A 12,539-nucleotide genomic window follows, 5' to 3' on the forward strand; every position below is an offset into this window, starting at 1 on the left:
CCCTGAGGTCCGGTCACCGAGCGACGGCCGCGGCGACCTTGCTGATCGGCTCGGCGAGCGCGTTGATCCCGTCGGACAGGTCCTTGAGCTCGGTCTTGCTCAGCGCGGTGTGCAGCTTCCAGCCGTCGCCGTCCCGGTGCTTGCCGAGCAGCGCCTCGACGTTGGCGAACTCGGTGTCCAACTGCGTGACCAGCTCCGGGGAGCGCTGCTCCAGCGCCGGCCGGAGGGCCGACACGGCCGCCTTGGAACCTTCCAGGTTGGCGGCGAAGTCCCACAGGTCGGTGTGCGAGTAGCGGTCCTCCTCGCCGGTGATCTTGCCGCTGGCCACCTCGTCGAGCAGTTCCTTGGCACCGTTGGCGAGTTGCAGTGGGGAGAGCTTCTCGGCGTTGGCCTTGGCCACGATCTCCTTGACGTCGACCAGCAGCCGGTCGGCGATCGGACCGTCCTTGCTGATGTCGCCGGACTGCCAGAGGTCCATCTCGATCCGGTGGAAGCCGGTGAACTCCATCCCCTCCTCGATGACCTCCTCGCGGCCGTCGATCTTGGGGTCGAGGTCGCCGAAGATCTCGGCCACCGGCTCGATCCGCTCCCAGTAGGTGCGGGCGACCGGGTAGAGAGCCTTGGCCTTCGCCACGTCGCCGGCCTTCACGGCGGCGACGAACTCCTCGGTCTTGACCAGCAGGGCGTCGGTCTGGCTCTTGACGTAGCGCTGGTAGTTCTCGGTGGCGCCGGCCAGCGCGGCGTCGGCGGTCAGCGGCTGCGCCGACCCGCTGACCTTGAGCGCACCCCGGATGCCCTTGCCGCTCATCCCCGGCTTGCAGGCCGTCTCGTAGGTGCCGGCCGGCAGCTCGACGTGCAGTTCGCGGCTCAGCCCGGGGGCGATGTTCTCCACCTCGCCCATCACCCGGTCGCCGGAGGCGTACACGTAGAACTCGGTCACCTTGGCACCCGAGTTGGTGATCTTGAAGGTGGCGGTGCCGGCGTCGAGGTCGGTGGCGCCGACCTCGCAGGCCGTGTCGCTGGCCTTGACCACGATCGGGCCGCCGGCACCGGCCGCGTCACCCTTGTCGGAGTCGGAACAACCGGCCACACCGGCCGTCGCCAGCACGCCGGCGGCGGCCAGCGCGAAAAAGCGGGTGGTACGCATCTGAGCTGTCTCTCCTCGTGGGGGTCAGGCAGGCTGCGGCGTGGTCGCCGCCTCGGCCTCGGTGCCGGTGTCGGCCCCGCGCTCGGTGCCGGTGGTGGTGGTCGCGGTGGAAGTCGGCTTACGCCGGGTCGGGCGCAGGAAGAGCAGGAGGACCGGCACCGCGTACCCGACCCAGGCGATGGTCTCCAGCACGGTGGGCGCGGGCGTCACGTTGAACATCCCGGCCAGCAGTGCCGCGTACCAGGTGGTCGGGTCGAGCGCGCTGGTGATGTCGAAGGCCAGGTCATTGAGGCCCGGCAGCACGCCGGCCTCCTGGAAGTCGTGCACGCCGTACTTGAGGATGCCGGCGGCGACCAGGATCAGCAGCGCGCCGGTCCAGGTGAAGAACTTGCTGAGGTTGATCCGCAGGGCGCTGGCGTAGAGCAGCGCGCCGAGCACCACGGCGGTGACGATGCCGCCGATCAACGCGAGCAGCGGCCCGCTGTCACCGGCCGCGCCCTGGGCCGCGGAGTAGAAGATCAGCGCGGTCTCCAGGCCCTCGCGGATCACCGCGAGAAAGGCCATGCCGGCGACCGCGAGGGATCCGACGGCCAGCGCCTCGGTGAGCTTGCCGCGCAGTTCGCCGGCGATGGTCCGGGCGGCACGGCGCATCCAGAAGATCATCCAGGTGACGAAGACCACGGCGGCGACGGACGTGATCGCCTCGAACAGCTCCCGGTCCTCGGAGCGGGCCAGCAGCGAGGTCGACGTGTACTCGATCAGCCAGCCGAAGAGCACCGAGAGCGCCACGGCCAGGCCGACGCCCGCCCAGACCTGCGGCAACCGGTCCCGACGCTGCGACTTCACCAGGAACGCCACCAGGATGCTGACCACCAGGGTCGCTTCCAAGCCTTCCCGCAGGCCGATCAGGTAGGTGGCGAACATCCGGGCTCCGTGTTCGTTAGGCACGCCTCAGCTAACTTAGGGCAGCCATACCTTCCTCCCTGCTCAGGGCGCTCGTCAAGTCGTTCATGACAAGCTCACTCTCGCCGACTGTGGGAGGATCCCGCCGTGAAGGGATTCCTGCCGTGGCTGACCGTCCTGGCCGTGGTGCTGCTGCTCAGCGCGCTGCGCCTGCGGGCACTGGCCACCGTCGTGTCACTCTCGTGGCTGGCCTGGTGCGTCTGGACCTGGTTCCGGCCCGCGCGTCGCCGCCCCTGACCCGGATACGACGAAACCGGGCCGGCTGCGAACAGCCGACCCGGTCCGGAAACGTCGATCAGTAGCGGTAGTGGTCCGGCTTGAACGGACCCTCCTGGGAGACACCCAGGTACGCGGCCTGCTCCTTGGTGAGCGTGCTCAGCTTGGCGCCGAGCGCGCCCAGGTGCAGCCGGGCCACCTTCTCGTCCAGGTGCTTGGGCAGCACGTAGACGCCGATCGGGTACTCCTCGGTCTTGGTGAACAGCTCGATCTGGGCGATCGTCTGGTTGGCGAACGAGTTCGACATCACGAAGCTCGGGTGCCCGGTCGCGTTGCCCAGGTTCAGCAGGCGGCCCTCGGAGAGCACGATGATCGCGTGCCCGTCGGCGAAGCGCCACAGGTCGACCTGCGGCTTGATGTTGACCCGCTCGACGTCGGAACGCTTCGCCAGGCCGGCCATGTCGATCTCGTTGTCGAAGTGGCCGATGTTGCCGACGATGGCCTGGTGCTTCATCCGGGCCATGTGCTCGTTGGTGATGACGTCGAAGCAGCCGGTGGCGGTGATGAAGATGTCCGCCTGCTCGACCACGTCGTCCAGGGTGGCGACCTGGTAGCCGTCCATCGCGGCCTGCAACGCGCAGATCGGGTCCACCTCGGTCACCACGACCCGGGCACCCTGACCGCGCAGCGACTCGGCGCAGCCCTTGCCCACGTCGCCGTAGCCCATCACGACGGCCATCTTGCCGCCGATCAGCACGTCGGTGGCCCGGTTGAGGCCGTCGATGAGCGAGTGCCGGCAGCCGTACTTGTTGTCGAACTTGCTCTTGGTCACCGAGTCGTTGACGTTGATGGCCGGGAAGAGCAGGGTGCCGGCGCGGTGCATCTCGTAGAGCCGGTGCACGCCGGTCGTGGTCTCCTCGGTCACGCCCTTGATGTCGGCGGCGATCCGCGTCCAGCGCTGGCCGTCCTCGCCGAGCGAACGGTGCAGCAGCTCGAGGATGACCGCGTACTCCTCCGAGTCGGCGGACTCGACCGGCGGGACGACCCCCGACTTCTCGAACTCGGCGCCCTTGTGCACGAGCAGGGTGGCGTCGCCGCCATCGTCGAGGATCATGTTCGGGCCGTGGCCGTCCGGCCAGAGGAGCACCTGCTCGGTGCACCACCAGTACTCCGGAAGCGTCTCGCCCTTCCAGGCGTACACGGGGACGCCGGCGGGGGCCTCGGGGGTGCCGTCCGGGCCGACGACGATCGCCGCGGCGGCGTGGTCCTGCGTGGAGAAGATGTTGCAGGACGCCCAGCGCACCTGCGCGCCGAGGGCCACCAGCGTCTCGATCAGGACGGCGGTCTGGATGGTCATGTGCAGCGAACCGGTGATCCGCGCGCCGGCGAGCGGCTGCGCCTCGGCGAACTCCCGACGGATCGCCATCAGGCCGGGCATCTCGTGCTCGGCGAGCTGGATCTCCTTACGCCCGAACTCGGCGAGCGACAGATCCGCCACCTTGAAGTCGCCCTCGGCGAGCGTGCTCGGCCGGGCCTCGGACGGCGTACCGCTGGCGGACGCCGGGAGGGTGCTGGTCATGAAAGCTCCTGTCGAACGATGTCTGCGCCGACCTTCCACCTTACGCGCGTCGGCGACGGACATCAGGGGACGGTCCACGGACAGCGCACGGGGCGGTCGGTGGTGGACAGACATCCGCCCACGTCCCGCCCGCCCCGCGCATCCCCCCGGTTTGGTTCCCCCGCACGTCGTCGGACCATCGTCGCGATAACGCTGCGTACTCATAGAGTCACACTGAGGCAGGGATGCGTCAAGCCATTCCGGGAAAGTCGGACTTGTGTCGTAGCGACGGGCGCGCGTCAGCGCAGCCCCGACGTCGCCACATACGCCTCACCGGCGCCACCGATCCGCAACGGCTCGCCGGCCGCGTCGCCGATCGCCGCCTGACCCGAGACCAGCGTCACCGCACCCGCCCCGTCGTCCACCGTGATCGACCCCGAGGCGCAGAGCACCACCCGCGGGCCGGGCAGCGACACCGTGACCGACGGCACCGCCGACCCGACTCGGACCCGGTGCAGCGCGAAGTCGTCCACCGGCACCGGCCAACAGTCCACCCCCGGGCCGACCGGCCGCGCCGTCCGAACCGGGTCGTCGAGCACCTCGAAACGCAGCACCCGCAGCAACTCGTCGACGTCCACCCGCTTCGGTGTCAGTCCGCCGCGCAGCACGTTGTCGCTGGCCGCCATGATCTCCACGCCACAGCCGCTCAGATAGGCGTGCAGGTTGCCGGCGGGCATCCAGATCGCCTCCCCCGGCACCAGCCGCAGGTGGTGCAGCAGCAGCGCGACCAGCACACCCGGATCGCCCGGGTAGGCGACCGCCAACCGGCGGGCCAACTCAGCGTCCGGGCCGTCGGCCGGCGCCGCCACCACGGCCGACAGCAGGTCCTCGCGCTCCCCGGCCGGCCAGCAGAGCAGCGTCCGCACCGCCGTCCGCAGCCCCGCCGGCCCGGCCCGCAACGCGTCCACCACCGGCGCCAGCACCGGTACGCCGAACGCCGCGAGCGCCTCGGCCGACTCGGCCGGTGCCCGGAAGCCGCACAGCGCCTCGAACGGGGTGAGCGCCACCAGCAACTCCGGCTTGTGGTGCGGGTCGGAGTAGTTGCGTTCCGCCTCGGGGCGCTCCGCGTCCGCCGCGTACCCGGCCCGCGCCTGCTCGGCGTCCGGGTGGGCCTGCAGGCTCAGCGGGGCGTCCGCGGCGAGGACCTTGAGCAGGAACGGCAGCCGATTGCCGAACCGGTCGGACACCCGCTGGCCGAGCCACTGCCCCGGTTCGTCCCGCACCAGGTCACAGAGGCTGACCTGGAGCCCGGCGCGCGCCACCATGGCCGGGGCGCCCGGGTGGGCGCCCAGCCACAGTTCCGCCTCCGGGCCGGCGCTGGGCACCGGCCGGCCCTGCAACAGGGCGATCGCCGAGCGCGACCCCCAGGCGTAGTCCCGGATCGGTCCGTACAGGAGCTCCACCCGTCAGCCCCCGGGCCGCCCGGCCGCCTCGCCCGACACGTCCTGGGCCTGGGGCACCGCGGTGTCGGCGGCGGCACCGGTGCCGGACTCGGCGGCTGCGACGCTGTAGACGTCCGGCTCCAGGTAGATCACCCGCGCGATCGGCACGGCGGCACGGATCCGCGCCTCCACGGCGTTGATGCCGCGGGCCAGGTCGTGGGCGCTCTCGCAGGCCGGAACGCCGATCTTCGCGGCGACCATCAGCTCCTCCGGACCCAGGTAGAGCGTCTTCATGTGGATGATCCGCTCGACCTCGGGACCATCGGTGACGGCGTGCTCGATGGCGGCCAGGTCCTTCGGCTCGGCACCCTCACCGAGCAGCAGGCTCTTGGTCTCGATGGCCAGCACGACGGCGATGACCACCAGCAGTACGCCGATCATCGCGGTGCCGGCGGCATCCCACTCGCCGTTGCCGGTGATCAGCGTCATGGTGACGCCGAAGAGCGCGAACACCAGACCGACGAGCGCGCCGAAGTCCTCCAGAAGCACCACCGGCAGCTCCGGCGCCTTCGCCCGGCGGATGAAACGCACCCAGGACTGGTTGCCCCGGATGTGGTTCGACTCCTTGATCGCGGTCCGGAAGGAGAACGACTCCATCAGGATCGCCGCGACCAGCACGGTCACCGGCACCCACTGCCACTCGCTGATGCCGTGCGGATCCGACCACTTGTGCCACGCCTCGTAGAGGGCGAAGAGGCCACCGAGGCTGAACAGCACGATCGACACGATGAACGCGTAAATGTAGCGCTCCCGGCCGTACCCGAAGGGGTGTTCCGGGGTGGCCGCGCGCTTGGCCCGCTTGCCACCGAGCAGCAGCAGACCCTGGTTGCCGGAGTCGGCGACCGAGTGGATCGACTCGGCCAGCATCGACGACGACCCGGTCAGCAGGAACGCGACGAACTTGGTGACGGCGATGCCGACGTTGGCCAGCAGAGCGGCGACGATCGCCCTCGTCCCACCGTTGGCGCTCATGCCGCCGCTCCGCTTCGCCCGACGAAGCCGACCGGTCCGCGCATGACGCGCCGCCCCCTACGTTCGTTCACTGGTTCGACAGCTCCTTCATCTCGGTGATGGCCGGTACGGCCATCGGATCCAGCCCGTGGGCCAGAGCAAGGTAGATCGAGGCGAAATCCGGCACCGCGATCAGCGAGGCCAGCCGCTCCAGCGCGGAGCCGCCCTCGGCGGTCACCACGTCACACCGCACCCCGCGACGCTCGGCGAGGGTCTGCACCGCGTCCGCACGGCGCTCCTCCACGGCGAAGGGTTCGTCGGTGTCGTCCTCGGCGTTGAGCCCGCCGTCGCGCAGCAGCACCAGCCGCAGACGGGTCCCCTCGCCGTCGTCCTCCGACGGGTCGGCGAAGATGTCCCGCTCCCCCTCGGCCAGACCACCGAACACGCCGTCGAGCAGGCCGACCCGACCACGACCGGCCTCACCGAGCGCCCCGGTGACCACCGGGTAGCGGGCGTTGGCCGACAGGGTGTCACCGAACCGGCGGGCCGCCACGGTCGCCAGCGGGGACGAACCCCAGACGATCGGGATGGACCCGGCCAGGCCCATGGCCAGCGACTTCGCCGGGTTGACGAAGGACTCCGCGGCGGAACGACAGCGGTCGGCGTCCGCGTCGAGCCGGGCGGCGGTCTCCGCCAGATCCGCCTCGTTGACCTTCACCAGGCCCAGCGAGCGGGCGGCGAGCAGCACCGGCACGGTGAGCGCCCAGAGGCTGGCCCGCGCCGGCGCGCGCCGGGGCACCGGGATGAACGGCGCACGGGCCTGCTCGGCGATCGACTGCAACTGCGAATCCGGGGCACCCACCGCGACCAGCCGGGCACCCCGCCGGTGCGCCGCCTCGGCGGCGCCCAGCGCCTCCGGGCTCCGACCGGACGCACTCACCGCGATCACCACGTCGGCGGCACCCACCCAGCCGGGTACGCCCGCGCTGCGGTGCCCGATGATCGGGACCGGGCAGCGCGGGCCGGCGACCGTGGCCAGCACGTCACCGGTACGCCCCGCGGTGCCGATGCCCGCGATCACCACGGCCCGGGGCCGCCCGTCGTCGGCCAGCACCGCCAGATTCGCCTCGGCGGCCAACGCCGCGCTCTCACGTACCTGCGCGCCGGCCGACGCGGTGTGTCGGAGCATGCCGCCCGGATCGTGCTCGGCCAGCGCGTCCGGATTGTCGAGCAGGGCCTCGTCGGCTTCGCGACGACCGCTGACCCCGGCCGTACCGTCGATCATGATGCCTGCCCGGGGCCGCCACGCGCCTCGTCGAGCAGCAGCACCGGCACGTCGTCCCGGACCTCGAAGATCCGGCCGCACTGCGTGCAGGTCAACGTCTGCGCCTCGGCATCGTAGGTGAGCGGGGCGTGGTGCGTGTCCGGACAGGCGAGAATCTCGAGCAACTGCGGATCCAGGGCCATGGCACGGCTCCTTCCACGTGTGCGGCTTGACCGGCGGCGGTGCCGACCGGCGCAGGCGATCTTATCGGCGAACGCGGTTGAGCACGTCGTCCCGGAGCGAGACCATCCGTTCCCGGGTGGGTGCTTCGACGTTGAGCCGCAGCAGCGGCTCGGTGTTGGAGGCACGCAGGTTGAACCAGGCGCCGTCGGGGAAACGCAGGGTGAGCCCGTCCATCTCGTCGACGACCGCGTCGGCGTACGCGGCCCGCACGTCGGCCACCGCGGCGGCCTGGTCGGCCACCGTCGAGTTGATCTCGCCGGAGGCGACGTAGCGCTCGTACTCCCCCGCCAGCACGGACAGCGGCAGCGACTGCTCGCCCAGCGCGGCCAGGGTGTGCATCGCGGCGAGCATCCCGGTGTCGGCGAACCAGAAGTCCCGGAAGTAGTAGTGCGCCGAGTGCTCACCCCCGAAGACGGCGTTGGTCCGCGCCATCTCCGCCTTGATGAACGAGTGGCCGACCCGCGCGACGACCGGCTTGCCGCCGTGCTCGCGGATGATCTCCGGAACCGCGCTGGACGTGATGATGCCGTGGATCACCGTGGAACCCGGGTGCTTCGCCAGCTCACGCGCGGCCACCAGCGCGGTGATCGCCGACGGCGAGACCGGCTCGCCGCGCTCGTCCACCACGAAGCACCGGTCGGCGTCACCGTCGAAGGCCAGCCCGATCTCGGCGCCGTGCTCGACCACGGCGCGCTGCAGGTCAACCAGGTTCGCCGGATCCAACGGGTTGGCCTCGTGGTTGGGGAAACTGCCGTCCAACTCGAAGTAGAGCGGCACGATCTCCAACGGCAGCGCCGACAGTGCCGCGTCGCCGAGCACGGTGGGAACCGTGAACCCACCCATCCCGTTGCCCGCGTCGACCACGACCTTCAACGGCCGGATGCCGGACAGGTCAACCAGCTTGCGCAGGTACGCGGCGTAGTCGGGAAGCAGGTCACGCCGCTCGGCCGGTCGGGTCGGCTCACCCGCCGGACGGGATTCACCCGAGTCCAACAGGGCCTGCGCGCGGTCCCGGATCTCGGCGAGCCCGCTGGCCTGGCCGATCGGCCGGGCACCCGAGCGGCACATCTTGATGCCGTTGTACTGCGCCGGGTTGTGGCTGGCCGTGAACATCGCCCCGGGCAGGTCGAGCGAACCCGAGGCGAAGTAGAGCAGATCGGTGGAGGCGAGCCCGATCTCGATCACCGAACGGCCCTCGGCGCGGACGCCGGCCGCGAAGGCGGCAGCCAACCCGGGCGAGGTCGCCCGCATGTCGTACCCGACGACGACCGCGTCGCCCGGCTCGTCGGTGGAGTTGAGAAGCTGGGTGAACGCGGCTCCAAGTGCCTCGGCGACCCGCTCGTCCCACTGGTCCGGCACCGTCCCTCGGACGTCGTACGCCTTCACAATCCGGGACAGATCAGACACTAGTTTCGCTCCTTGGCCGCAGTTTCCACCGAACCTGAGCGTATCGGAGGGGAGGGGTCCGGCCCCGCTCAGCCGGGGAGCCGGGGCATGACCGTCGTGTGCTCTCCGCCGTCGGACGGATCGTCGGGCTGCCCCTTGGCACCCGGCGCACCCGGCATCGGCTGCGTCGCGTCCGGAGTCGACTCCGTCGCGGCAGGCCGCGTCCCGTAGACCCCACCGGGGGTGGGCCGCGGGACGGGCACCGTCGGGTAGCTGCCGGGCGGCGGCTGCTGGCCGTACACCGAGCCGGGGTGACCGGGCGCGGCCGGCAACCCACCGCCGGAGCGGTAGGTGGTGCCGCCGGGGTTGCCCGGAAGCGGCCCGGACGGCCGGTCGGCCGGCGGCCGGTCCTGCCGGGAGCGTCGCACCAGCAGGACGATGAGCAGCAGCCCGACCGCGACCATCGCGATACCGAAGAACATCACCGGCGAGCCACCTCCGGACGCGTCGGCGGCCGCCGACGCGTCGGGCGCGCCCGACGTCGGACCCAGCGCGACCGGGTTCACCGCCTCAGCGGCCGTCGCGGCCTCGGTCGGACTCGGGGTCGGGGTCGGCTTCTTCGACGGCGTCGGCGACGGGGTGACCCGGGCACCGGTCACCTTCGCCGTGTCGGTGCCCCGGCCCAACTCCTGGCCGGCCGCGCTGGCCCCCACGCCGGTCACCACGAGCCGGCCGCCCGGAGCGCCCGCGGCGAACGCCACCCGGTACCGCACCGTGATGCCCTTGCCCTTGCACAGGGTCGGCTTCGCCGGCGACGTCTGCGCGGTCACCGCGCTGCCGTCATTCCCGGACACCGCCACCGGGAACCAGCGCCCACCCGCGTTCACCTGCACCGCCACCTGATCCGGCTGGAGACCCTCAAGATGCAGACCCAGAGCGGTCCGCAGCACGACGCACCCGTCGGAGCGCTTGCGCACCGCGACATTCACCCCCTGGGGGGAGCCACCGGCGGCGAAACTGCTGGCCGAAGCGACCCGGACCGAGTCGTCGTCGGCCAACGCCGGCGACGCACCGAGCAGCACCAGGCCGCCCAGAACACCGCAGACCGTCGCGAGCCGCGCCGCGCGCCGACGCACCGTCATGATCACCTCACCGTTTCTCCCCGGGTGGGGTCCGCGGGTCAGGCTACTACCGGCCCACCCCCACCCCTGGTCATAGAGCGGTCCGCATGTGTGCGGCGTTACGGTTTACGGCCCCGCCCGCCCGCTCGCCGACCCCTGCGCCGCACGGCCCTTCGCCTGGCCTTTGCTCGGTCGGCTCGGTCTTCGCTCGGTCGGCCGGGCCTTCCGCCTGGCCTTTGCTCGGTCGGCTCGGTCTTCGCTCGGTCGGCCGGGCCTTCCGCCTGGCATTTGCTCGGTCGGCTCGGCCTTCGGTCGGCTCGGCCTTCGGTCGGCTCGGTCGGCCGGGCCGTGTCGACCGGTGCCGCGGTCAACGGGCGCGGGCCAGCGCCTCCCGGCACAGCCGGTCGGCGGTCCGGGTCGTCTCCGGCAGCCGGTACCGCGGCGCCAACGCGAGCACCTGAGTGGTGGCGTTGTCCAGGCTCATCCGATGCCCGACGCTGACGAAGACCGGCTTCACCCCGTCCTGCGTCCGCACCGCCCGGCCGACGACGTCACCCCCGTCCCGCAGCGGCGACCAGGAACCCCGCCCCCACTGCACCGGATCCCACTCACCGATCAGCGGCGTCTTACCCACCCCGATCGCGGGCAGCCCCGTCACCACCCCGAGATGGCAGGCGAGCCCGAACCGGCGCGGATGAGCCAACCCGTGCCCGTCGCAGACCAGCAGGTCCGGTCGGGTGGACAGCCGATCCAGCGCGGCGAGCAGCGCCGGCAACTCACGGAACGCGAACAACCCCGGCACGTACCCGAATGCCGGCCGACCCACGCTCACCGCGGAATCCACCACGGCCAGCGTCCGGGCGTCCAACACGGTCACGGCCGCCGCGAGCAGGTCGCCGCTCTGCGCGTACGCGACGTCCAGCCCGGCCACCGTCACCGGCGTGGCCGGGCCCGGCCCGACCAGGTCAACCAGCGGTCGCAACGCCTCCTGCACGCCCACCGCCTCCGCAACAGTGCGCGGCGCGGCCGTCAGGCCTGGCGCACTGCTTAATCCACTCGGCTTCGGCGAAAACGGGCTATCCCCAGGGGGCCCGGATACCCCACTTTCGGTGAACGGGAGTGGATCACCCTCGGCGCGGACCGTCGGCGCTGTCTCCGGTTGCGCTGGCGTCCGCAATGTCCGGGATGGAGGAACCCTTCGGGGGAATTGCGGTCGAGCCCCCTTCTCCGGCCGTGCCGCCTGCCGACGGGTCGCCTTCGGCCGTGTCGCCTGCGGATGGGCCGCCTTCGGACCGCTTCCCGGTCGCGCCGAAGGCGAGCGCGAAGGCAATGCCGAGGGCGACACCGAAGGCGACTCCACCCGTCGAACCGAACGAGGGGATGCCGATCACCAGACCGATCAGAATGCCGACCGGCCATGCCCAGGCGTTGGACGTGCTCTTCTCCGTCTTGGGCTCTGCCATCCCTCAATGTTATTCGCCGACCCGAACTACCCCATCAGGCTGGGCGGCGGCCCTGAAGGGCCGGCGACAAAGTTTGCGACCATCACAGGCCGACCCTTCCGTCGATCCGCTCGCGCAGCAGATCAGCGTGGCCATTGTGGCGCGCGTACTCCTCGATCATGTGCACCAACAGCTCGCGCAGCACGACGACGTTGCCCTTCCGTTGCCGCCCCTGCACCTCAAGGTCCGGAGCCTCGGCCACGAACCGCTCGGCGAACTCGACCTCGGCCCGCCAGGCGCGTCGTGCCTCGTCGACCACTGCCGGATCGGCTAACGCGCCGTCGAAGTCCCCGTCGGGATCGTCATCCGAACAGTAGATCTGGGGCGCTTCCTGGCCAGCCATCGTCCGCCGGAACCACCCCCGCTCCACCTCCGCCATGTGCCGGATCAAGCCGAGCAGCGACATCGTCGACGGCGGGACGGAACGGCGGGCCAACTGCTCGGCGTCCAAGCCGTCACATTTGCGCTCCAGCGTCAGGCGCTGGTTGCGCAGGAACTCGACGAGGACGGTCCGCTCATCGGCGAAATTGCCGCCCGAGCGCGGGTCGTCGCCCGAATGAACGAACATCGTCGACCAGCCGAAGACCCGCGTGGGTTCACCGCCGGAGATGTGAGGCTCGGCCCCGCTCTCGGCGTCCGACCCGGATCTGCGGGTCATGTCGACCTCCTCAACTCGTACTGGGCAT

13 protein-coding genes are annotated in these 12,539 nt (G+C 71.2%); 1 reads left to right on the top strand and 12 read right to left on the bottom strand.

Annotated elements, in window-relative coordinates; genetic code table 11:
• Positions 1-13: 13 nt before the first annotated feature.
• Positions 14-1,147, bottom strand: coding sequence for an iron uptake system protein EfeO (efeO, locus tag O7620_RS18655; protein ID WP_278124082.1), 1,134 nt, complete (start codon positions 1,145-1,147; stop codon positions 14-16).
• Positions 1,148-1,171: 24 nt separating this feature from the next.
• Entirely contained in the window at positions 1,172-2,071 is a 900-nt protein-coding gene (gene efeU, locus O7620_RS18660) for an iron uptake transporter permease EfeU (protein WP_278124083.1), read from the bottom strand.
• Between the two features lie 126 nt (positions 2,072-2,197).
• Between efeU and O7620_RS18665 the strand changes: the two genes are divergently transcribed.
• Entirely contained in the window at positions 2,198-2,347 is a 150-nt protein-coding gene (locus O7620_RS18665; RefSeq protein ID WP_192580080.1) for a hypothetical protein, read from the top strand.
• Positions 2,348-2,405: 58 nt separating this feature from the next.
• Here the strand turns inward: O7620_RS18665 and ahcY are convergent, their stop codons facing one another.
• The 10 genes from ahcY to O7620_RS18715 form a co-directional block, all read right to left on the bottom strand.
• A complete protein-coding gene (gene ahcY / locus O7620_RS18670) occupies positions 2,406-3,905 on the bottom strand; it encodes an adenosylhomocysteinase (protein WP_151487640.1) in 1,500 nt (499 codons plus the stop codon).
• Positions 3,906-4,183: 278 nt separating this feature from the next.
• Entirely contained in the window at positions 4,184-5,347 is a 1,164-nt protein-coding gene (manA, locus tag O7620_RS18675; RefSeq protein WP_278124084.1) for a mannose-6-phosphate isomerase, class I, read from the bottom strand.
• 3 nt (positions 5,348-5,350) lie between these two features.
• A complete protein-coding gene (locus tag O7620_RS18680) occupies positions 5,351-6,358 on the bottom strand; it encodes a cation diffusion facilitator family transporter (RefSeq protein ID WP_278124085.1) in 1,008 nt (335 codons plus the stop codon).
• 67 nt (positions 6,359-6,425) lie between these two features.
• Positions 6,426-7,622: an SIS domain-containing protein gene (locus O7620_RS18685; protein WP_151493034.1), complete on the bottom strand. Its 1,197-nt coding sequence runs from the start codon at positions 7,620-7,622 to the stop codon at positions 6,426-6,428.
• The gene (locus tag O7620_RS18690; RefSeq protein ID WP_139585754.1) at positions 7,619-7,804 is read right to left on the bottom strand and encodes a Trm112 family protein; all 186 of its coding nucleotides are present in this window, start codon (positions 7,802-7,804) and stop codon (positions 7,619-7,621) included. The genes O7620_RS18685 and O7620_RS18690 overlap by 4 nt, the downstream gene beginning before the upstream one ends.
• 61 nt (positions 7,805-7,865) lie before the next feature.
• Positions 7,866-9,251: a phosphomannomutase/phosphoglucomutase gene (locus tag O7620_RS18695; protein ID WP_151493035.1), complete on the bottom strand. Its 1,386-nt coding sequence runs from the start codon at positions 9,249-9,251 to the stop codon at positions 7,866-7,868.
• Between the two features lie 68 nt (positions 9,252-9,319).
• Complete coding sequence (locus O7620_RS18700) at positions 9,320-10,372, bottom strand: hypothetical protein (protein WP_278124086.1); 1,053 nt, start codon at positions 10,370-10,372, stop codon at positions 9,320-9,322.
• Between the two features lie 346 nt (positions 10,373-10,718).
• Positions 10,719-11,345, bottom strand: a complete 627-nt coding sequence (locus O7620_RS18705; protein WP_278124087.1) for an endonuclease V — start codon at positions 11,343-11,345, stop codon at positions 10,719-10,721.
• A 130-nt stretch (positions 11,346-11,475) separates the two neighbouring features.
• On the bottom strand, positions 11,476-11,814 hold the full coding sequence (locus O7620_RS18710; RefSeq protein WP_151493427.1) for a hypothetical protein: 339 nt from the start codon (positions 11,812-11,814) through the stop codon (positions 11,476-11,478).
• Positions 11,815-11,896: 82 nt separating this feature from the next.
• Entirely contained in the window at positions 11,897-12,511 is a 615-nt protein-coding gene (locus tag O7620_RS18715) for a DinB family protein (RefSeq protein WP_278124088.1), read from the bottom strand.
• Positions 12,512-12,539: the final 28 nt, after the last annotated feature.

Origin of the sequence: Micromonospora sp. WMMD710 (assembly GCF_029626045.1) — a bacterium.
Taxonomy (GTDB): domain Bacteria; phylum Actinomycetota; class Actinomycetes; order Mycobacteriales; family Micromonosporaceae; genus Micromonospora.

Bases quoted from the DNA above. Each gene is read 5' to 3' on its own strand.
- efeO (WP_278124082.1), bottom strand. From the start codon at position 1,147: ATGCGTACCACCCGCTTTTTCGCGCTGGCCGCCGCCGGCGTGCTGGCG.
- O7620_RS18680 (WP_278124085.1), bottom strand. From the start codon at position 6,358: ATGAGCGCCAACGGTGGGACGAGGGCGATCGTCGCCGCTCTGCTGGCC.
- O7620_RS18715 (WP_278124088.1), bottom strand. From the start codon at position 12,511: ATGACCCGCAGATCCGGGTCGGACGCCGAGAGCGGGGCCGAGCCTCAC.
- O7620_RS18700 (WP_278124086.1), bottom strand. From the start codon at position 10,372: ATGACGGTGCGTCGGCGCGCGGCGCGGCTCGCGACGGTCTGCGGTGTT.
- O7620_RS18685 (WP_151493034.1), bottom strand. From the start codon at position 7,622: ATGATCGACGGTACGGCCGGGGTCAGCGGTCGTCGCGAAGCCGACGAG.
- O7620_RS18690 (WP_139585754.1), bottom strand. From the start codon at position 7,804: ATGGCCCTGGATCCGCAGTTGCTCGAGATTCTCGCCTGTCCGGACACG.
- O7620_RS18710 (WP_151493427.1), bottom strand. From the start codon at position 11,814: ATGGCAGAGCCCAAGACGGAGAAGAGCACGTCCAACGCCTGGGCATGG.
- efeU (WP_278124083.1), bottom strand. From the start codon at position 2,071: ATGTTCGCCACCTACCTGATCGGCCTGCGGGAAGGCTTGGAAGCGACC.
- ahcY (WP_151487640.1), bottom strand. From the start codon at position 3,905: ATGACCAGCACCCTCCCGGCGTCCGCCAGCGGTACGCCGTCCGAGGCC.